The 20,473-nt window shown below is 39.8% G+C and carries 18 protein-coding genes; 7 read left to right on the plus strand and 11 right to left on the minus strand.

Going from position 1 to position 20,473, the window contains the following annotated elements; translation table 11 throughout:
- Positions 1–179 precede the first annotated feature (179 nt).
- Positions 180–506, minus strand: coding sequence for a thioredoxin (gene trxA, locus ACF8D3_RS10820; RefSeq protein ID WP_004881797.1), 327 nt, complete (start codon positions 504–506; stop codon positions 180–182).
- Positions 507–779: 273 nt separating this feature from the next.
- On the opposite strand from trxA, the gene ppx reads away from it, so the two are divergent.
- Genes ppx through ACF8D3_RS10845 form a run of 5 tightly spaced genes read left to right on the plus strand, consistent with a single transcriptional unit; the run spans position 780 to position 5,915 of the window.
- Positions 780–2,300 carry an exopolyphosphatase gene (ppx, locus tag ACF8D3_RS10825; protein WP_004881799.1) on the plus strand — a complete coding sequence of 507 codons (1,521 nt, stop codon included), beginning with the start codon at positions 780–782 and terminating at the stop codon, positions 2,298–2,300.
- Between the two features lie 33 nt (positions 2,301–2,333).
- Positions 2,334–3,158 (plus strand): acetyl-CoA carboxylase carboxyltransferase subunit alpha, encoded by an 825-nt coding sequence (locus ACF8D3_RS10830; RefSeq protein WP_004881800.1) that lies wholly within the window; start codon positions 2,334–2,336, stop codon positions 3,156–3,158.
- Entirely contained in the window at positions 3,095–4,486 is a 1,392-nt protein-coding gene (tilS, locus tag ACF8D3_RS10835; RefSeq protein ID WP_392471483.1) for a tRNA lysidine(34) synthetase TilS, read from the plus strand. The genes ACF8D3_RS10830 and tilS overlap by 64 nt, the downstream gene beginning before the upstream one ends.
- Positions 4,487–4,489: 3 nt before the next feature.
- Positions 4,490–5,329, plus strand: a complete 840-nt coding sequence (proC, locus tag ACF8D3_RS10840; protein ID WP_392471484.1) for a pyrroline-5-carboxylate reductase — start codon at positions 4,490–4,492, stop codon at positions 5,327–5,329.
- Positions 5,330–5,345: 16 nt separating this feature from the next.
- The gene (locus ACF8D3_RS10845) at positions 5,346–5,915 is read left to right on the plus strand and encodes a YggT family protein (RefSeq protein ID WP_004881803.1); all 570 of its coding nucleotides are present in this window, start codon (positions 5,346–5,348) and stop codon (positions 5,913–5,915) included.
- Positions 5,916–5,975: 60 nt separating this feature from the next.
- Here the strand turns inward: ACF8D3_RS10845 and polA are convergent, their stop codons facing one another.
- The gene (polA, locus tag ACF8D3_RS10850; RefSeq protein ID WP_392471487.1) at positions 5,976–8,741 is read right to left on the minus strand and encodes a DNA polymerase I; all 2,766 of its coding nucleotides are present in this window, start codon (positions 8,739–8,741) and stop codon (positions 5,976–5,978) included.
- A gap of 188 nt (positions 8,742–8,929) precedes the next feature.
- Here polA and ACF8D3_RS10855 point away from each other — a divergent pair, with 188 nt between their 5' ends.
- Positions 8,930–11,794 (plus strand): DUF2339 domain-containing protein, encoded by a 2,865-nt coding sequence (locus ACF8D3_RS10855; protein ID WP_392471488.1) that lies wholly within the window; start codon positions 8,930–8,932, stop codon positions 11,792–11,794.
- On the opposite strand, the gene ACF8D3_RS10860 is transcribed toward ACF8D3_RS10855, so the two are convergent.
- Both ACF8D3_RS10860 and ACF8D3_RS10865 read right to left on the minus strand, forming a co-directional pair.
- Positions 11,795–12,712 carry a mechanosensitive ion channel family protein gene (locus ACF8D3_RS10860; protein WP_007479568.1) on the minus strand — a complete coding sequence of 306 codons (918 nt, stop codon included), beginning with the start codon at positions 12,710–12,712 and terminating at the stop codon, positions 11,795–11,797.
- 9 nt (positions 12,713–12,721) lie between these two features.
- Complete coding sequence (locus ACF8D3_RS10865) at positions 12,722–13,543, minus strand: hypothetical protein (protein WP_007479570.1); 822 nt, start codon at positions 13,541–13,543, stop codon at positions 12,722–12,724.
- 94 nt (positions 13,544–13,637) lie between these two features.
- Between ACF8D3_RS10865 and gspE the strand changes: the two genes are divergently transcribed.
- Positions 13,638–15,128 carry a type II secretion system ATPase GspE gene (gene gspE / locus ACF8D3_RS10870; RefSeq protein ID WP_007479572.1) on the plus strand — a complete coding sequence of 497 codons (1,491 nt, stop codon included), beginning with the start codon at positions 13,638–13,640 and terminating at the stop codon, positions 15,126–15,128.
- 54 nt (positions 15,129–15,182) lie between these two features.
- Here gspE and ACF8D3_RS10875 read toward each other — a convergent pair whose 3' ends face one another.
- From ACF8D3_RS10875 to ACF8D3_RS10905, 7 genes are all read right to left on the minus strand, one after another.
- Complete coding sequence (locus tag ACF8D3_RS10875; protein ID WP_286941359.1) at positions 15,183–15,617, minus strand: organic hydroperoxide resistance protein; 435 nt, start codon at positions 15,615–15,617, stop codon at positions 15,183–15,185.
- Between the two features lie 89 nt (positions 15,618–15,706).
- A complete protein-coding gene (locus tag ACF8D3_RS10880) occupies positions 15,707–16,144 on the minus strand; it encodes a MarR family winged helix-turn-helix transcriptional regulator (protein ID WP_004881814.1) in 438 nt (145 codons plus the stop codon).
- 130 nt (positions 16,145–16,274) lie between these two features.
- The gene (locus ACF8D3_RS10885) at positions 16,275–16,628 is read right to left on the minus strand and encodes a DUF4951 domain-containing protein (protein ID WP_007479575.1); all 354 of its coding nucleotides are present in this window, start codon (positions 16,626–16,628) and stop codon (positions 16,275–16,277) included.
- A gap of 178 nt (positions 16,629–16,806) precedes the next feature.
- The gene (locus ACF8D3_RS10890) at positions 16,807–17,631 is read right to left on the minus strand and encodes a carbon-nitrogen hydrolase family protein (RefSeq protein ID WP_286941357.1); all 825 of its coding nucleotides are present in this window, start codon (positions 17,629–17,631) and stop codon (positions 16,807–16,809) included.
- A 28-nt stretch (positions 17,632–17,659) separates the two neighbouring features.
- Positions 17,660–18,184 carry an anti-anti-sigma factor GigB gene (gene gigB / locus ACF8D3_RS10895; protein ID WP_004881820.1) on the minus strand — a complete coding sequence of 175 codons (525 nt, stop codon included), beginning with the start codon at positions 18,182–18,184 and terminating at the stop codon, positions 17,660–17,662.
- A 102-nt stretch (positions 18,185–18,286) separates the two neighbouring features.
- The gene (gene gigA, locus ACF8D3_RS10900; RefSeq protein WP_286941413.1) at positions 18,287–19,255 is read right to left on the minus strand and encodes an RsbU family protein phosphatase GigA; all 969 of its coding nucleotides are present in this window, start codon (positions 19,253–19,255) and stop codon (positions 18,287–18,289) included.
- Between the two features lie 129 nt (positions 19,256–19,384).
- Positions 19,385–20,272, minus strand: coding sequence for a VacJ family lipoprotein (locus tag ACF8D3_RS10905; RefSeq protein WP_286990315.1), 888 nt, complete (start codon positions 20,270–20,272; stop codon positions 19,385–19,387).
- Positions 20,273–20,473: the final 201 nt, after the last annotated feature.

Below are 20,473 nucleotides of genomic sequence, written 5' to 3' on the forward strand. Positions count from 1 at the left end.
GTTATTGCCGAGCGGCGATCTTATGTTTTGTGTCTTGTAAGAAGTGCAATGAAGTAGATTCCATTCAAAGCTTCTTGATCCAGTAATATAGGTTAAATAAAGAAATTTGTCAATGTAAACTCAGAAATACGCGATCAATTGAATAACGTATTTCTGTGTGCTCAATAACCTAAATTAAATTAGATATTTTGATCAATAAATGCAGCAAGTTTTGAACGTGGCGCAGCACCAACTTGTTGAGCGACAACTTCACCGCCTTTGAACATTAATAGTGCTGGAATATTACGGATATTGTATTTCACAGCCGTATCTTCACACGCAGTCACGTCGACTTTTACGATTTTTACTTTACCTGCATATTCGTTAGATAAGTCTTCAAGTACAGGTGCGATTGCTTTACATGGTGCACACCAGCCTGCCCAAAAGTCAACAAGTACAGGAGTTTCAGCATCTAAAACATCTGCTTGGAAGTTTTCATCAGTTGTATTAACAATAGTCGCAGACATGAGGTTGCTCCAAAAATAAGAAATAAAGTGCGAATTCAATCATCATCAAGATGAATATTACATTGCTACTTTACTCAATGTAAGGGTTTGTTCTGATTATTCAAGTTTAGTAGATAAAAGTCCAATGGATGCTGACGATGTTCAGCATCGACATAAACAATCATTTCAGCAATAAAAAATTAAATACGGTACTTTTATTGCTTAAAATGACTTTAAAATTGTAAGCATGTGAATTACTCTAATGCGTGAATTGAACATGGGTTTATATAAATAATGTCTGATTTTCTGATTGATGAAGAATTGCTTGCTGCGATTGATATGGGATCGAATAGTTTCCATCTCGCAATTGCTCGTGTTGATCACGGTGAAGTTAAGAAAGTTGCTTCAATGTCAGAAAAAGTACAGTTAGCTGCTGGACTAGATGAAAATAAGAATTTAACAGAGGCTGCCCAGCAACGAGGGCTTGCATGTTTAGCTCGTTTTGTTGGGCGATTAAGTTCAGTGCAACCAAATCGTCTGCGGATTGTTGCCACAAATGCATTAAGACAAGCGAAAAACGGCCACGAATTTATTCAAAAAGCAGCAGAAATTTTACCCAAACCGATTGAAATTATTGCTGGTCGTGAAGAGGCTCGCCTCATTTATCTGGGCGTTTCACATACCATGGCCAATGGTGGTCGACGTTTAGTAGTTGATATTGGTGGTGGTTCAACGGAATTTATTATCGGTGAAGAGTTTGAGCCACTACATACTGAATCATTACAAATGGGTTGTGTAGCATATAGTAAAGCTTATTTTGCTGATGGTGAAATTACCAGTAAAGCATTTGATAAAGCAGTGGTTGCTGCCCGTAAAGAACTCTCTGCAATTGCGAATACTTACAAATCAGAAGGTTGGGATACTGTTGTTGGCTCAAGTGGAACAATTAAAGCTTGTCGTCAAATCTCAGTAAATTTAGGTTTAAGTGACGAACAAGAAAATTTAACGCGTGAAGGCTTATATAAGTTAAAAGATCGTTTGCTGAAATTTAAGAATGTTTCAGAAATTGATTTTGAAGGACTACGTGAAGATCGTCGAGCAGTTTTGCCAGCTGGTCTTGCGATTTTATATGCCATTTATGAAGTATTAGATATCGACAAATTGGCATATTCTGACGGTGCATTGCGAGAAGGTGTCATGTATGACTTGTTAGGCCGTTTCAAGCATGAAGATATTCGTGATCGTAGTGTGCAAGCATTAATGGGGCGATATAACGCAGACCCAAAACAAGCAGAACGAGTGGTAAATACAGCACAGCAACTTTTCGATGGTGTTGCGCAATCTTTGCATTTAACTACTGAAGACAGTGACTTACTGCGTCGAGCTGCATATTTACATGAAATCGGTTTGGCAATTAGTCATGGTGGTTATCACCGTCATGGTGCTTATTTGCTACAACATTCTGACATTCCGGGGTTTTCGCAAATTGACCAAAATCATCTCTCACATCTGGTTTCGCATCATCGTCGTAAGTTACGAGCAGATGCAAAAAATGACGTGATGAAGGTGGGCGGTAGCCATTTACTTTATCTTTGTTTATTGCTCCGTCTCGCAGTTTTGCTGAACCATAGTCGTAGTGATCAGATGCTTCCTGCCATTGAACTGAGTGTTGTAAATGATCAACAATGGCAGCTAAGCGTTTCTGGCGATGCTAAACAATGGCCCTTATTGGTTGCTGATCTGCATGATGAGCAGGTGCAGTTTAAGCATTGGGACATTGAGTTAAATATTCAGTCAGACAATTTTGTTGATTAACAATACATCCTTGTTAGGGATTATCTACGACTTATGAAAAATAAAGCGACTCAGTCCAAGGCTTGGGCTACGGTTCAAATTGCACGACATCCTGAACGTCCGCAATTTCTAGATTATGTCAGTGAAATCTTTACTGAATTTGATGCACTTCATGGTGACCGTTTATATGGTGATGACGGTGCGATGATTGGTGGACTTGCACGTTTTGATGGTCAACCAGTGATGGTCGTGGGTCAACATCGTGGGCGTAGTACCCGCGAGAAGTTGCAGCATAACTTCGGTATGTGTAACCCAGAAGGCTATCGTAAGTCACAGCGTTTACTCGATATGGCGGAACGTTTTAACTTACCTGTGTTTACTTTCGTTGATACCATGGGTGCATATCCAGGTGTTGGTGCGGAAGAACGTGGTCAAGCCGAAGCAATTGCAACGAGTTTGGCGCAACTTTCAAACTTAAAAGTGCCAGTAATCGCAACGGTTTTAGGTGAAGGTGGTTCGGGTGGTGCACTCGGGATTGGAGTGGCGGATCGCGTGATCATGTTGTCACATAGTATTTATTCTGTTATTTCTCCAGAAGGCTGTGCGTCTATTTTATGGAAAACAGCAGATAAAGCGGCTCAAGCGAGTGAAGCACTTGCATTAACAGCAGATAAGTTAAAAACTTTAGGTGTTGTTGAATATGTTGTGGATGAAGGTGAGGGGGCGCATTTAAACCCTGAGCAAGTCATGCATGATTTAAAAGCTGTATTAAAGCAAGCCTTAGATGAATTGCAACCAATGGGTGCTCAAGAACGATGCGAAGCACGTTATCAACGTTTAATGAAGTTTGGAAGCAGCAATTTAGGCATCGCGTCTTAACAGAGACACAGCATTTCTCAGAACAAACTCAATTTTTGATTGGGTGTAGCGGCGGCATGGATTCCATGCTGTTGCTGTATCTGATGGCTGAACTTTTCCCAACACGTACTCGTGCCATCTATGTTGATCATCAATTGCAACAGGCGAGCCGAGCTTGGGGGGCATTAGTTCAACAGCATTCAGATCAACTCAATATTCCCTGCATTATTCAAAAAGTTTCGGTTCAAACAGGAAATCTAGAACAACAAGCACGCCAAGCACGTTATCAAGCTTATCAGCAGCATTTACAAGCCAATGAAATTCTCGTATTGGCCCATCATCAGCAAGATCAGGCTGAGACAGTATTATTGCGCTTGCTTTCGGGTGCTGGTGTAAATGGTTTGTCTGCAATGCAACGGATAGATATTCGTCGTGAGATGACCATTTGGCGACCCTTTCTCGAGTTAAGTCGCGAACGTATTGAACAGTGGACACAGCAACTCAGTCTTGATTATGTGACTGATCCAACCAATCATGATACGCATTATGATCGTGCATGGTGTAGAGAAATGCTTTGGCCTGTTTTACAACAGCGTTTTCCCAAAATGCAGGATGCAATATCGCGTAGCGGCTATTTAATGCAAGATGCTGTTGAAATCTTAAATGATGTTTTAAAAAATGATATACAGCAATGTGTGACTGAAAATGTCTTAGATTTGGATGCGCTTTTGCAGCGATCTGAAGCACGACAACGTCAATTACTCTCAGCATGGATCAAAGGAGCAGACCAATATCGATCTAGCTTTGACATGGTGCAACGCCTACAGCAGGAAGTGATTTTAGCAAAGCCTGATGCCCAAGCTACTTTGCATATCAATCAGCATTATTATGTGCGTTATCAAAAGAAATTGTATCGACTTCGCTATGATGAGTTGTATGCAGAAAAAGTTTCTCCGTTCCCCAATTGCATAGAGCAGTATTATCAAATCGGAAATTTTATTCAGGTGGCTTCAGGAAGATATAAAATTGATACGCAAGAAATTGGGCTTTCAACAAAATTATTAGGACAAAATTTAAAGCTGATTAAGCGTCAAGGTGGTGAGAAAATTCATCTCTATGGGCGAGTTGGACATTGGCCACTGAAAAAAGCAATTCAAGAAGCACAGATTTTGCCTTGGTTACGTCATACAATTCAAATATTAGTCTTGGATAATGTTATGCTTGGGGTCTTTAGCCCAAAAGGTTTTTGGTTGGCGCAATCTGACTATCTAGAGCAGGGCGGTTGGCAACCAAGTTTAATTACTGACTGTAATAATTTTTCTTTTCAGTCTTTTTTACATGACGAGTAGAACATGGCGACATCATTGAATCAAAATATCTGTTTTATTGGCGGCGGTAATATGGCGCAAGCCTTGATTGGGGGATTGCTTTCGCGTGGATTGCCAACAACCCGTATCACGGTTTCTGATCCTGTTGAGCAAATTCGCCAAATTTTGGAAGAAAAAGGCATCCAAACCACAACAGATAATCTTGAAGCAATTAAAAATGCTGATGTCGTTGTATTGGCGGTAAAACCTCAAGTTTTAGCAACGGTATTACAACCATTAAAAGATTTGTTATCAGATAAACTCGTCATTTCGATTATTGCTGGTGCTGAAATTCAAACAATTTCAGACCTGATCGGTGGTAGTCAGCGTATTGTGCGTGTGATGCCAAATACACCTGCACTTGTTCAAACGGGTGCGCATGGTATTTATGCATCTGAAGCTGTAAATGCTCAGGATCGTGAATTAACCAGTCAGATTCTTGCTGCGACAGGTTTAACGATTTGGGTAGATACTGAGGCACAAATTGATGCAGTGACAGCTGTATCTGGTTCTGGGCCTGCATATTTCTTCTATTTAATGGAAAGTATGATTCGTGCAGGTAAGAATTTAGGCTTGGATGAGAAAGTAGCAACAGCTTTGACCTTACAAACTGCATTAGGTGCAGCGCAAATGGCAATCACTAGCTCAAACTCTCCAGCGGAATTACGTAAAAATGTGACGTCTCCAAATGGTACAACTCAAGCAGCTTTAGAAGTGTTTGATCGTGCTCAGATTTCACAGAACATTCAAACAGCGCTTGCAGCAGCTCAAAAGCGTAGCCAAGAGCTTGCACAAGAGTTGAGCGACAAGACTAAATCGGTTTAAGTAGGATAAGACAATTATGGGTGCAAGTTCTGCGCTAATTTTTGGTGTTTTGATCAATGTTGCAATTTTATTGGTCTTTTTCCGTTTTTTAATGCAATTGGCGGCAGTAAGTCCTTATAACCCTGTAGTGCTTTCGACAGTGAAAGCCACCAAGGTTGTAGATGTTTTTAGTCGTATTTTTCCAACAGTAGGCAAGGGCCGTGTCAATTTGGCTGCTGTAGCCCTGTTGGTTGTTCTTTACTTACTGAAAATATTTGGTTTGATGTATTTGTCAGGGCAAATGCCACATAGTGCAGTTTATCTGGTGATCACAACCTTTGTGACCATGATTCAAGATTTGATTCGTTTCTGTCGTTATTTGATTTTTGCAACCATTATTTTAAGTTGGGTAGTGATGTTTACACAAACTCGCTCTCCTTATATTGAAGTGATTCAAGAGCTTGCAGAACCATTACTTGCACCTTTCCGTCGGTTGCTCCCAAACATGGGCATGATCGATTTGTCTCCAATTTTGGCATTCTTGGCATTATATGTTGCTGAAATTTTAATGAATGAAGCCGCTAAGGTATTATTAACAGGTCTTTAATTGGTTTGAAAATAAAAAAAGGGACTGTGTTCAACACAGTCCCTTTTTTTAGCTTATATGTTAGTGGGCCGCGTCCCAGTTTAGACCTTGTCCGACTTCAACGACAAACGGCACTGAAATTTCTAATACAGATTGCATAACTTCAGCAATTTGCTTAGAAAGTTCATCTGCAATCGCTGCATCTGCTTCAAAGACCAATTCATCATGTACTTGTAATAACAGCTTGGCTTGATCTTTAGGTAATACTTTATCAACTGCGATCATCGCTAGTTTAATGATATCCGCTGCACTGCCTTGGAGTGGTGCATTAATTGCTGCACGTTCAGCCGCTTGTTTAATCATTTTATTGCTTGCCAAAATGTCAGGTGTATACAGACGACGACCTAAAATCGTTTCGACAAAACCTTGTTCACGCGCAATCTGACGTGTACGTTCCATATAGTCCAAAACACCTGGATAGCGTTGGAAGTAACGCGCAATATAGCTACGTGATTCTTCACGAGTAAAACCAAGTTGGCGAGTTAAGCCAAACTCAGACATGCCATAAAGTAGACCAAAGTTGACGGCTTTGGCTTGACGACGTTGATCATTGGTCACATCTTCAATGGCGATTCCCAATACTTCAGATGCTGTACGACGGTGTACATCTTGACCTTGTTGGAATGCATGGACTAAAGCATCGTCTTGAGAAAAATGTGCCATTAAACGCAATTCGATTTGTGAATAATCGGCCGCCAATAACACACGTCCTTCAGGTGCAATAAAGGCTCTACGAATCTGACGACCAATTGGTGTGCGGATTGGAATATTTTGTAAGTTTGGATCAGTTGAAGACAAACGACCTGTCGCTGTGAGTGCTTGATGGTAGCTAGTATGCACACGATGTGTTGAATCATGTGATTGCTCAACTAAGCGATCTGTATAGGTATTTTTAAGTTTCGCCAACCCACGATGTTCTAAAATAACTTCCGCTAGTGGGTGCTCTATTTTCTCTAAGATACTTTCACTGGTGCTGTATTGACCAGTGGCAGTTTTTTTGCCACCTTTGAGGCCGAGACGATCAAACAGAACTTCACCCACTTGTTTAGGCGAAGCGATATTAAAAGCTTCACCTGCAAGTTCAGTCGCTTGATTCTCAAGTGTTTGCATCGTTTCAGAAAACTCGACACTGAGTTGATCAAGAAATTGATGATCTAATTTAATCCCATCTTCTTCCATTCCTGTCAAAACGCGAGCCACAGGCATTTCAATGTTATGGAGGATATTGACCAGTTCAGGATGACTTTTAAGTTTTGCTGAAAGTACTTCATATAAACGATAGGTCACATGGGCATCTTCGGCTGCGTAATGTGCTGCAATTTCGAGTTCAATCTGATTAAAGGTTTTTTGCTTTGCACCTTTACCAGCGATTTGCTCAAAAGTTGTCGTGAGATGACTGAGATAAACTCGTGCTACATCATCCATACCATGTCGAGTTGCAGCCGCATTGAACACATATGAAGCGAGCATGGTATCGAAATACCAACCTTGAATATGAATACCATGGTTAGCAAAGATATGTGCATCATATTTTAAATGATGACCAATTTTTCTGACGTTGTCATTTTCAAGAATGGGTTTAATTTGAGCGAGAACTTGCTCACGATTAAGCTGTTCAGGTGCACCTTCATAGTCATGTGCCACAGGTACGTAATAGGCATCATTCGCATCAAATGCGATAGAAAAACCAACCAATTCCGCAAAGCGATAATCGAGATTGGTGGTTTCTGTATCAATTGCAAAGTGATCAGCTTGTTGCATGCGTTGAAACAATGCATCCCAATCTTGCTGAGTGAGTACCGTATGATAAGTGGCTGTACCGAGTTGATCATCTTGGCTAGAAAGATTGGCATGATCTTCGGTGGCAACTTGTTCAGTTTTTTGTTCTGCTTTGACGATACTTTTTGAAGTTTGTTGATATGCAGAACTGTTTGGATTATTCGGATGATCCAAAGACTGGAGTTGATTACGGAATTCTAGTTCAGTGTAAAGATCACGGAGTTGATCGACGTTTGGATTTGAAAGTTTAAGATCATGCCAATCTAAAGCTAAATCAAGATCGCAGACAATGCTGGCCAACTGATGATCAATTTTGATGTTGTCTAAGTTATCTTTAATATTTTGGCTAATTTTGCCTTTGAGCTGATCAACATTGGCGATGATATTGTTTAATGAGCCATATTCAGTCAGGAGTTTTGCTGCTGTTTTTGCACCAACACCCGGGACACCCATGATGCCATCAGATGCGTCACCCATGAGGGTGAGATAATCGATAATTTGATGTGGATGTACACCAAATTTTTCTAAAACACCCGCTTCATCGAGTACACGTTCTTTAAAACTATCCTCAAGTTTGACATGCTCATTGACCAACTGCGCCATATCTTTGTCACCTGTTGAGATGAGCACATGATGACCTTCCGAGAGTGCATGTTTGGTAAGTGTTCCAATAATATCATCTGCTTCAGCACCCGGCAGACTGTATAAAGGAATGCCTAGAGCTTTAATTAATGCATGTAAATATGGGATTTGTTGAGACAATTCCTCAGGCATGCTTGGGCGATCGCCTTTATAAATCGGCGATAATTTATGACGAAATGTTGGCTCAGGTGTATCGAAAATAACTGCCATGTGCGTCGGTTGAGTACGGCGCATCAATTTTTGGATTGCAGAAATTGCACCACGAATTGCGTTGGTGTGTAAGCCAGTAGATGTTGTTAATGGCGGCAGAGCGTGAAAAGCACGAAATAAAAAATATGACCCGTCGACCAAGACAAAAGGTGGCATTGTGCAAATCCTTATTATGAACTGATGCGTATTTTACGTGAAAAAGTCATGCCTGTCTTATTTCGAGGTGGATCAATACGACTTGCCATGTCGTCTAAAAATTGCAGAATTTTGTATGTAAAGTGGGTTGCTTATGGACTGATCAAGTAATATAGCTGCAATGAAGTTATCTGAACTGATATAAGTCCATGTATAAAAAAGATAAACAGGGAATTGTCATTGTCTTAGTTGCTTTGACTGTGTTGTTGGGTTGCGCAATTGCCTTTAGATGGCAAGGTATTGTCGTTGCTTCAGCAATTGGACTAACCGTTGCAATTGTGCACATACTTTCTGAAATTCATCAGCGTTTGCAGCAGCTTGAACGCACTGCACTGAGCTATTTTGCCCAATCAACGAGTATTACTTCGCAAAAGTTGGTGATCTATGCATCTGCATTAGTTACTTTATTTGCTTATGCCAATACATGGATGTGGTTAGCGGGTGGGGCCTTATTAGTTCTGATGTTGTGCTTGATTCAAACCATCAGTTCATTTCAGACACGTTTATTGCATTTAGAACAATACGCGACACATTCTGCTGAAGCTAAGAAGCCAACGTTACAGGCTTCTATTCCTTCTATTGCTAATCAAAATCATGAGCTTGCATCAACCTACACTTCAAATGAGCTTGCAAATGATCATCATCCGACTTGGATGCAAACTGATCAAGCGATTCCACAAAAACAAACTAATGAAAATCTAATTTCTGAATATCCTGAAACGACGCGAAAACAACCTGCTTGGTGGCAACCTGCGATCGATTGGATGATTCATGGTAATCCTATTTTAAGAGTCGCTGTTGCCGTGTTGATGGTGGGAATCGTTTTATTATTACGTTTTGCCAGTGAGCATTGGCAGCTTAGTTTGGGCGTGAAGCTGGGATTTATTACCAGTGCAGCGATTGTGACGACTATTGCTGGTTATTGGTTGCAAAAAAAGAATCAACTATTTGCGGTCGCATTGCAGGGGCTTGGTTTAGCCGTTGTGTTTCTGACACTTATTTTTTCACATCATTTCGCTGTAATTTCCAATCTAAGTACAGCCAGTAGTTTATTTGTCATTTTATTATTAGCAACTGTTTACCTAAGTTTAAAGCAGCAAGCGTTATATTTGGCCATGTTGGCATTAACAATGGCTTATCTTGCACCATTACTTATTCCACAGAATCATCCTGATGTGATTTTCTTATTTGGCTATTACTTTTTGATTAATTTAGCCGTGGCTGCGGTTAATTTTATTCAACCTTGGAAAATCCTGCACCAAATTGCATTTTTTGCCACGATGTTTATTGGTGGTACAACGATTGGGATTTATGCAGAGACGCATCAATTCGATACCTTAGACTGGATTTTATGGTTGCATATTGGGTTATTTATTTGGTTGAGTATTCGATATAGTCAATTAATGCTACGTGCTCAAAATCAAATTAAAGAGGTGGAACCCAAAGCTCAACGTTTGCAGCCTATCTTAGACGTTGGATTGATTTTTAGTGTACCTGTATTGGGTTTTTCACTACACGCCTATCTGATGCATAACTCAACACAGGCACTTACGATTGGAGCTGCTGTTCTAAGTTTAACTTATACTTTGTTGCATGTTTGGATTAAACGTCAGCATCCACAACTTTTGATCTTGGCAAAAAGCTTTTTTATTCTTGCCATGGTATTTACTGCACTGATTTTCCCACTTGCGAAAGGAGCGCATTGGACATCTGTGGGTTGGGTGATTCAGGGCACAGCACTGATTGTTTGGGGAGTGACTGAACGTTATCGTTTAAGTCGTTATCTTGGCGTGGCTTTGGTGTTACTCAGCTCAGTCGCATTGTTATTCCAAGCTTGGTCAAATGATCATTTCCCGATTTTAAGTACAGTTATTTATGCTTCGGCTCAATTTATTTCGGCTTTCTATTTATTGCATTATCAAGAAGTTGAAAAATATTTTAGTGCACGCATGTTGAGTGGTGTTTTCCTCGCTTTAGGGATGTATGCAGGCGCAGTTGCAGGTGTTGAGTATCTGCATTGGCAACATTATGGCTTAAGTCCTTATTTGATGATCTCAACTATCTGTTTGGCTTTATTTAGTTTGGTTGTTCAATTCAAATCTAGGATGCAATGGCATAACGTACAATTGATTTTGTTGAGTGGATTGTTATTTTTATTGTACGGAGAGAGCTTTGCTGCAAATGTTTATGTAATTTGGCATTGGCCGAGTGCTTTAACGCAAATAACGTTTGCCGTAACGGCGATTGTTCTTGCAGGAACATTGATCAGTTTGCAATCGACGTCATCAAAAACATTACTCATGATCAGTGCGACTCTGCTATGGCTAAGTTTAGCAATCATTGGTTTAGCGATTTTCCCAATCATTCCTATTGTTGCCTTGGCGATAGTCCCTGCTGTGTACGGACTGTGGTTATTTTATTCCAATAGAATCCAACAACTTCAGCAGCTCCCGATTTGGTGTCTTACTTTATTTTGGCTGGTGATTGTGAATATTGACCCATATTCAGCAACACAATTCTATTTCTTGCCAGTGCTGAACCCAACAGACTTATTGAGCTTGTTGATGTTCATCGGTGTACTCTGGGTAATTTACCATCATGACTTCAATGTCGAATCGTCAATTGAGTGGGGTTTTAAAGTAGCGACGATTTTGACAGGTTTATTTGTACTGAGCAGTGTTGTTGTGCGTACAATGCATCATTATCTTGGAACACCATTATGGGGTGGTGCAATTTGGTCAAATGGTGATGTTCAGCTGAGTTTGACGTTACTCTGGGTAATTTTGGCATTCATCCTAATGACTTTTTCCAGTCGTCGTCATATTCGCCAAATTTGGTTTGTCGGTGCGGCATTGCTAGCAATTGTTGTATTGAAACTATTATTATTAGACTTATCGCAAAGTGGAACTTTAACTCGAGTGATTTCATTTATTGGATCGGGTATCGTCATGCTGGTGATTGCATATTTAGCACCTTTACCACCGACCTTGAGTGAAAATAAAAAAGAGAGCTGATTAGCTCTCTTTACCTTCACGTTTCAGTGCTTTCTGATTCGCATATTGATCTATTTCATCATTTGCTAAGGGTTGAGGTCGGTCAATTAGCCCCATCTTCGGTACTGGAATCTCAATTTCATTATCAAGGAAACCGTTACGGATGCGTTCCTGCATTTCATCCCGCACTTGAATATAGTTTTCTTGACGACACCAGACCGCAAAAAGGATCTCAATCGATGACTCTTTAAATGCTGTAACAGTCACAGCAGGTTTAGGATCATCCATTACATATGGGTATCTATTTGCAACGTCTAACAGTACTTGTCTAACTTTGATGATGTCTTCATGGAAATTGATGGCAAGCGTAATTGGGATACGCCGAATTGGATATTTGGATAAATTCATGACTGGAGTTCGAATGAGTTGTTCGTTCGGCAGTCGAATATAAACATTATCCAATGTGAGTAATTTCACAGAGAGTAAATCAATTGAGATCACTTCACCTTCTATCGTTTGTCCACGAATCAATGTGATTTGAATGGTATCGCCAACTTCGAAAGAACCTTCACCAATCAAAAACAGTCCACTAATTAAATTGGATGCGGAAGTCTGAGAGGCGAAACCCAAAGCCACAGTTAAGATACCCGCTGCACCCAAGAAGACACTGATTTTAAATCCTGCTTCTCTCAAGCTAGTCATGATAAAGAGTAGGAAAATAAAATAGAAAATACCTCTACGCCATAACAAGCGTTGATGTGCATTAAAGCGGCTACCAATCGTTCGAATAAATGCATTCGATATCAAACGTGCGATGACAAAGCCGATAAAGCACAGAATCACGGCAACAGTGATTTCACTGAGTCGTTCTAAATTAATATTGGTAAAGATGCCAGTAAAGCTAGATGCGACATCCTTAGGAATATTGGTTTGCGCCATATCAACCTCTTAAAAGAATGAATCAAACATATTGAATAAGTTACCACCTGGTGCGCGTGGTGGATGGACATAGGTCACAGCCCCAGCTTGGGTTGGTGTTTTATTCTCAATACGAATGCGCGCGGGTTGATCTGCCCCTTCATAATACACTTTGATTTGAGAAGTCCAGAGTCTGCCTGTTTCTTCACTATAAAATAACGGTAGTGCAGGGACGGGAACATTCATACGATCAAACCGTAATTGATGTTGACTAATGTTGTGGAATTCAATTGGAGTAACTGCTCTAAAAGCACGTGGCTTTAACAGATTTAAATCAGTGCGACCGTCGACAGATGTTGCATAGCAGATTTCACCATGTTGAGCATCTTTACCAAACCAAGTATCTTTAGGTTGGATCACTGGAACTTCAAAAAGAGGCTCTGAAATACCATCAACTAAACCTGCAATCCAAAGAGGCGTGCTGATATACAGTGTTCCTCGCTGCCCAGCAGGAATATAGATCGGATCAACGGGTTTAATTACCACTGAACGATCAGCCAAACGCGGCATTAACAGGAATGAATCATTCGTTTTTTGAAACATGTATCGTTCAATGCTGGCGGGTTTTGGCATCGCAAATTCAGTATCGTTTAATACTTGCCAATGTTGCTCGTAATCATGTTGGGTAAAAGGGCGATGATATTCCAAGCGCCATTCTTTAATGCCGCGAGTCAGGCGAAATAGCAGCGAACCGAATTGCCAAGCTTTGGCTTGTTGTATTTCAAACTGTTGTTCACCCCACCACTTCAAAGTGTCGGAATGGGGCATTTCATATTGATTATTTTGAGACAAGATGCAAAATTCCTTTGTGAGTATGCTAAACAGACTTCACGCTGTAATCTGCTTAGAGTACACTCAACTATCCCTTTCATCATTATAATTTGTGATGCAAATACTTAAACAAATACAAATTCCTTATAGTTTTGCGAAAAGACATGGCGTTTTACTGCGTTATGAAGGTGATCAAGTTTTTATCGTGCGACGGAAGGACACCGCACGTATTGCTTTGCAGGAAGCTCGTCGAATTTTGGGGAAAGCTGCTCATGATCAACTTTGTACAGATCAAGAGTTCCATGCCTTATTAAGTTCTAGCTATGCTGGTGATACTGGCGAATCTCAACAGGTTGCAGCAGGTTTGGAAGATCATCCTGATTTATTGAGTTTGGCAGATCAAGTTCCTGAAGCTGAAGACTTAATGGATCAAGAAGATGATGCGCCGATTGTTCGTTTGATTAATGCGTTATTGTCGGAGGCGATTCGTGTTAGTGCATCGGATATCCATATTGAAGCCTTTGAAAAGAAGCTTTCTGTACGGTTGCGTGTCGATGGTCAATTACGAGAGATCGTGCAACCGCGCCGTGAACTTGCACCTTTGCTTGTGTCTCGTATCAAAGTGATGGCTAAACTGGATATCGCTGAAAAGCGTGTTCCTCAAGATGGTCGTATTTCTTTACGTTTGGCTGGTCGTGAAGTCGATGTGCGTGTATCAACGTTACCATCTTCTCATGGTGAACGTGTGGTGATGCGTTTGCTGGATAAGCAAGCGGGCCGTTTGAATATGACGCATTTGGGCTTAATGCAGAATGACTATGAACGACTGACGCAGTTGGTACATCGTCCGCATGGCATCATCTTGGTTACAGGGCCTACGGGTTCGGGTAAAACGACGACTTTATACGCAGCATTATCTGATCTAAATGATAATACACGTAATATTTTGACAGCCGAAGATCCTATAGAATATCAATTGGAGGGGATTGGTCAGACACAAGTCAATACCAAGGTTGATATGACCTTTGCGCGTGCGTTAAAAGCAATGTTACGTCAAGATCCGGATGTGGTGATGGTTGGTGAGATTCGTGATCTTGAAACTGCTGAAATTGCGGTGCAAGCATCTCTAACAGGTCACTTGGTCTTATCTACACTGCACACCAATACTGCGATTGGTGCAGTGACGCGTTTGAAAGATATGGGTATTGAACCATTCTTGCTTGCAAGTTCATTAATCGGTGTTATTGCACAACGTCTCGTTCGAACACTCTGTCCTCATTGTGTAACATGGCGCAAAGCAGATGATTTTGAACGTCAAGTTTTCCAACACTTAAAAGTAGACGAACATCTAGAACTACCAGAACCCCATGGTTGCGAAAAATGCTCTCATGTTGGTTTTAGTGGACGAACAGCGATTTATGAAATTGTGCCTGTTGATGAATCTATGCGTCGTTTGATTCATGGCAATGCGGCAGAATATGAGTTAGAAAATCATGCTCGACGTCAGGCAGCATCCATTCGTGATGATGGTTTACTAAAAGTTATGGCAGGTAAAACGACTTTAGAGGAAGTTTTACGTGTCACTAACGAAGCTGCGGAAGAATAAATCAGTTCAATATTTAAAAAAGCATGGTTAACCATGCTTTTTTTATCTTAAAAATTAAGCTGTTGTCACAATATTGAAATTCACATCAATATTATTGCGTGTTGCATTTGAATATGGGCAAACAATATGAGCAGCTGCGACAAGTTGTTCTGCTTCGGCCTGTTCCATACCAATCAAATAGACATTTAAAGTCACTTCGATGCCGAAACCATTTGGAATAGGGCCAATGCCCACTTCGCCTTCAACGTATGCATCTTTACTAATTTTAAATTTATCGCGGTTTGCAACAAATTTCATAGCACCTAAGAAACATGCAGAATAGCCCGCAGCAAAAAGTTGTTCTGGATTGCTGACTTCACCACCTGCACCACCCATTTCTTTAGGTACACCTAATTTAACATCTAGTACACCATCTGATGATGTTGCACGGCCATCACGACCACCAGTTGCTTTAGCTTTCGCACGATAAACGACTTGTTCTAGAGACATTTGTTCTTACCTTTAAATAAATGTTGTTTACAATTAAATCGTACACGATATAAATTAAAAAACAAGTTATTGGTTTGTAAATTTGTATATTATTTTGTCAGATTAAGACGCAGTTCTGAGAGCTGCTGTTTTAGTTCAGATAGAGTTGCAGGGGTGCATGAGGCTGCTTGAGCAATTTGATTCGGTATATCAATTGCTTGTTCTTGTAGTTTTTCACCCTGACCAGTTAGGGTAATAATCACTTGTCTTTCATCTTTTGTAGAACGTTGGCGAGTAATTAATTTTAATGTTTCTAGTTTTTTCAGTAGAGGTGTTAGGGTAGAGGATTCAAGAAATAATCTTTCACCGATTTCGGACACAGTAAGCTGATCTTTTTCCCAAAGCACGAGCATAACAAGATATTGAGGATAAGTCAGACCAAGTGGTGCGAGTAATTGGCGATATACATGATGCAGGGCAAGATTGGTCGAGTAAATTAGAAAACATAACTGATTATCGAGTAACAGTTGATTATGTTCTTCGCCCATGTACATCTCTAAATGATTTCAATTCAATTAAGTATATCTTGATCTACGAATAGCTAAAGCGTTTGCAGGTGATTAAAATAAAAAATAACGAAGCGTTTGAATGCTGATCGTACTTATGCAGATATTTTAACTACCAAAATTCAGCGATTCTTTTCATCAAACGTGCTCGATAACGTGCGGTTGGATTATCCAAACTTTTCTGTGCTTCTTGTTCATAATACTCTTGCCATGCTTTGATCATTTCTAAAGTTGTACCTTTTTGCTTAATGATCTCAACATCTTCACGTTGAATGCTACTCAAACGTTGTCTTGCACCCTCAGCACCTGTTCCCCATCCAATAATCCATTGACCAAAAAAGTTCAGTGATAAATTTTGTGGAGTAGGTAAAGAAGAACTAACCACATCAACCTCTGTATTTGCTGATGCAGTATGGATTTGTGCGGCTGCCCCTATAAAAAATAAAATAGGAATAAATTTAAACATGAATAAAACTTAATTGCTGTGAGTGGCGAAGGGTACATCAACTTACAAGCAGAACGTATTTATTTTGTTCTACGATGATGAATAATGCTTATTAAATCATGATCATAGTTTTTATAGCTACATAAAAATTGACTGCTAGAGTCAAAAAGTGAAAGTTTTATAAATGATTTAGAAGAATTTAGTAGTTGATGATTCGACGATGTTGCATTAGAGGCATTGATGAACGCACAATTTCTTGTTCTTCAAGTTCAAAAGCGCTGGTAATTAACCCAGTACCTTCATGATTGACCATTTGCAATAACTGACCACGACTATCAGTAATTCCTGAATGACCCCATGTTTGACGCTTTTCGCCGTGCCAACCTTGCTGCGCTGCGCCTAAAACATAACATTGGCTATCCATCGCACGCGCTTGTAGCAACAATTGCCAATGTAACTGTCCTGTTGTATAGGTGAAGGCTGCTGGTGCAGTTAATATGTTGGCACCGTGTTGGCGTAGTGTTAAGGCAAGCTCTGGAAAACGTAAGTCATAGCAAACCATTAAACCAATATGACCAAAAGGTGTTTTTGCAACAATAACGTCTTCGCCAGGCTCAAAGAATTTAGACTCTTGATATCCTCCGACAGCATCACTGACTTGCACATCAAATAAGTGAATCTTATCGTAACGAGCCTCTGTTCTCTCTGGACTAATGCATAGACTAACTGTACGAACTCGACTATCGGTAATTATTGAGCCATTTGGGCGAAAAGGACATGGCAGAGTGCCTGCAATGATCCAAATTTCATAACGATGTGCAAGTTGCTCTAAGCGAGCTTGAATACTTTCAAATTGTTCAGCCGTTTCGCGTTGTTTACCCGCAGCAAAGCAGACGAAATTTTCAGGAAATACGATGAGTTCTGCACCTTGAGCCTTACTTTGCTGGATCAATGATTCAATGACAACGAAGTTCGCTTCAATGTCATTTTGAGAGTTCATTTGGGAAACAGCAAATAAGGTCATGTAGGTGCCTCGATAGTTAGTTTAACGATCAAGCATTTTGTTTTTGTACATCGTGATTTAAACAATCTTGTTCTTTCTGCAATTGTTTAACTAGAGGTTCAAACATATTTTGATTATTTTCGTTTAAGCGCATAAGTGTTTTATGTGCATCAAGAACCGTGTTTAACATTGCACTGTGGGTGACATGTTGTTCTTCAGTCAACTCTAAAGTACAAACACTTGGATCACCACAGTAATTTAAAATCACAAAAACCTGCCCTAGCCCCATGCTGTTGGCCAAGGTTGTAATATCTGGATTCGTTGATAGCATAACTGCTTGGATATGATGAACTTGTTTAAGCTTTAAACCTAATTTTGCAAGTACACCTAAAACAGTGCTGTCAATAAACGTCGTTTGGGTTAAATCAACGATTGCGCCAACAACATTTTGCTGTTGTTCAATCTTGTTGAGTAGTTTGTCTAAACTTATACAAGAATGAGCACGGACTTCGCCAATAAGCTTGAAAATATGCGTTCCGTTCAAACTTGCATATTCAACATGACCTGTTGACATATAAATGCCATTTTCAGAGAAAGGATATAAAATTATCCCATAGTGATATTCTAGACACAAGTGGTTAGATGCTTTTAAAAAAATAACTTTTTGATTTTTATATTAATTCATTCGGCATATGCTGAGAATTGCAATATCATCTGCTACATGATCTGGTGCTTGAAATGAATCATTTTGTAGATGTTCGACCAATTGGTTGAACTGATCATTGAGTCCACCATCAAAAGGCTCTAGAGCACCATCTGAACACAAAATAAACCGAGAGTGATGGCTTAATACACAATGATGTTCTTCAACTTCTAAGTCTTCAGTTAAACCTAGAGGAAAGCTACTTGTTGTTAAAATTTTTGGTGGTCGGTTCTGTTCTAAAATAATTGGAGGAGGGTAGTGGCCTGCACTAGACCAACAAACGGTATTGGTTTTGAGGTTTAATGTACCTGCAACCATGGTGATATGTTTTTCAATATTTTCTTGAACTAACATTGCATTCAGTTTTTGAATGAGTTGACGAGGTGTTTTTGAACGGCCATGAAAAGCAGCCATCCATGAGGTCAGTAAACTACTTGTGACGCCATGACCAGATACATCTGCTAAATAAAAAAGCACTTCATGATCATTTAACTTCCAATAGTCATACCAATCACCAGATAAATAGGCTGATGGTTGGAAAAAAGATTCAAATTGATAATTTGGTAGTTCAATTGGATTGGGCAAAAGACGTTTTTGTAATTCAGCAGCAGAGGGTAAATCCCTACTATCTTGATTACGCTTATATTGTGCATCTATCTTAAATAAAGAGTGAACAGGATTTTTAGGCAAATTATCCCAAACCCAACCCGCTAAAGCACCTTGCTCCCAGGCCTGTGCCAATGCTGCACCTTCATGTTCAAATGCAAGAACAATTGTTGGTAATTTCCATTGATATTTTAAAAAATCTTGTACATCAGCAATAGCAATAATTGTTTGATCGTATAAATCCAAGTCATCAATTTGAATGATTTGCAAACTTGGTAACTCTGTTAAAGCTTGATCTAAACAAGGTATGGAACGCGTGGGTTGAATGAAATACATAGATGAATAGCCAATCCTTTGTATGATCATTATAAATTCATCATAGATGAAAGATGACTTAAATCAAAGCATTGCCAGCAGTTAAACGTGCTGACAATACAGAAGTTTGTAAATGTTGATTGCGATACATCATTGTTCTTCAGATGAAGCATCATCTAAATCATCGCTATCCCCAACGAAAGAGATATCATTCGAATCACCACGTTTCTCCGCGATTTGGAATGCTTTGCGTTGTAAATAAAAATCGCGAATCATTGAATATTTATCACCTTGCAGACTTTCTTCAATATCCAAAATTTGAGAGCGAGCATCGATAGCTTGCAATACATTGGTTGACCAGTAAATTCCTTCTTGATCATCCAGTAAATATTTTTGCGGGCGACCATAGCTATCAGCTGCTAAACCAAAGCCATCACGAAAAGTGCTTGGGCCAAAGAACGGCAACATAACGTATGGGCCGGATGGAATACCATAATAACCTAAAGTCACACCAAAGCTTTCTTCTTCGGTTGGTAAGCCTAATCGACGAGCAGGATCTGCGAAACCTAAAGTCGTTAATGTATTTACGGTAAAACGACCTAAAGTTTTAGCCGCACGAGCTGGGCGGCCTTGAATTAATTGGTTTACTGCATTCCACGGCTCACCTAGGTTTTTTCGGAACTGACGATAAGGACTACGAACTTGTTCAGGAACTTTTGCGACATATTGAATTGCAACAGGCTTTAATACATTACGGTCTACCATGTCATTGAAAGCATAAAACTGACGGTTCAACGGTTGTAATGGATCTTTAACTGAATCTGGTTGAGCGGCATTTGCATTCACTTTTAAATCATTTTTAGTGAGATGCTTTAAATCTTTGATAGCCTGAATAGTAGAAGGCTTCTGCTCTGTAACAACTTGAGTGCTTACAGCATTAGTTTGATCTGCTGTTTCATTGGATGTCTCTTGTGCGAATGCGGATGAACATGCTCCAGCAGTTAGCAATCCAAGCAAGATAAAATTCGAGTAATGCATATAAGTCCTTAATCGCTGTTAGAGCGAAATACAGTCATTAAAATGATTGCGTCACTTAACGCAAAACATATATATGAGGAATACAATTTAGTTGTTCTCATAGTATTAAAACAAATTCGCTCGAAAAATATAAGAAGAAATGTAAATTTGGCTTAAAAATGTTCACTCGATAATAAAAAATAAAAAAGGGGGTTGCAAGCG

This window comes from Acinetobacter sp. YQ_14 (genome assembly GCF_043102985.1).
Taxonomy (GTDB): Bacteria; Pseudomonadota; Gammaproteobacteria; order Pseudomonadales; family Moraxellaceae; genus Acinetobacter; species Acinetobacter venetianus.

What these genes read in the sequence shown, in the direction of transcription:
- ACF8D3_RS10875 (WP_286941359.1), bottom strand. Translation starts at nt 15,617, where the DNA reads ATGTCTCTAGAACAAGTCGTTTATCGTGCGAAAGCTAAAGCAACTGGT.
- proC (WP_392471484.1), top strand. Translation starts at nt 4,490, where the DNA reads ATGGCGACATCATTGAATCAAAATATCTGTTTTATTGGCGGCGGTAAT.
- ACF8D3_RS10890 (WP_286941357.1), bottom strand. Translation starts at nt 17,631, where the DNA reads ATGACCTTATTTGCTGTTTCCCAAATGAACTCTCAAAATGACATTGAA.
- trxA (WP_004881797.1), bottom strand. Translation starts at nt 506, where the DNA reads ATGTCTGCGACTATTGTTAATACAACTGATGAAAACTTCCAAGCAGAT.
- gigA (WP_286941413.1), bottom strand. Translation starts at nt 19,255, where the DNA reads ATGTATTTCATTCAACCCACGCGTTCCATACCTTGTTTAGATCAAGCT.
- ACF8D3_RS10885 (WP_007479575.1), bottom strand. Translation starts at nt 16,628, where the DNA reads ATGTTTAAATTTATTCCTATTTTATTTTTTATAGGGGCAGCCGCACAA.
- ppx (WP_004881799.1), top strand. Translation starts at nt 780, where the DNA reads ATGTCTGATTTTCTGATTGATGAAGAATTGCTTGCTGCGATTGATATG.
- ACF8D3_RS10845 (WP_004881803.1), top strand. Translation starts at nt 5,346, where the DNA reads ATGGGTGCAAGTTCTGCGCTAATTTTTGGTGTTTTGATCAATGTTGCA.
- polA (WP_392471487.1), bottom strand. Translation starts at nt 8,741, where the DNA reads ATGCCACCTTTTGTCTTGGTCGACGGGTCATATTTTTTATTTCGTGCT.
- gigB (WP_004881820.1), bottom strand. Translation starts at nt 18,184, where the DNA reads ATGTCAACAGGTCATGTTGAATATGCAAGTTTGAACGGAACGCATATT.
- ACF8D3_RS10880 (WP_004881814.1), bottom strand. Translation starts at nt 16,144, where the DNA reads ATGGGCGAAGAACATAATCAACTGTTACTCGATAATCAGTTATGTTTT.
- gspE (WP_007479572.1), top strand. Translation starts at nt 13,638, where the DNA reads ATGCAAATACTTAAACAAATACAAATTCCTTATAGTTTTGCGAAAAGA.
- ACF8D3_RS10830 (WP_004881800.1), top strand. Translation starts at nt 2,334, where the DNA reads ATGAAAAATAAAGCGACTCAGTCCAAGGCTTGGGCTACGGTTCAAATT.
- ACF8D3_RS10860 (WP_007479568.1), bottom strand. Translation starts at nt 12,712, where the DNA reads ATGGCGCAAACCAATATTCCTAAGGATGTCGCATCTAGCTTTACTGGC.
- ACF8D3_RS10855 (WP_392471488.1), top strand. Translation starts at nt 8,930, where the DNA reads ATGTATAAAAAAGATAAACAGGGAATTGTCATTGTCTTAGTTGCTTTG.
- tilS (WP_392471483.1), top strand. Translation starts at nt 3,095, where the DNA reads ATGCGAAGCACGTTATCAACGTTTAATGAAGTTTGGAAGCAGCAATTT.
- ACF8D3_RS10905 (WP_286990315.1), bottom strand. Translation starts at nt 20,272, where the DNA reads ATGCATTACTCGAATTTTATCTTGCTTGGATTGCTAACTGCTGGAGCA.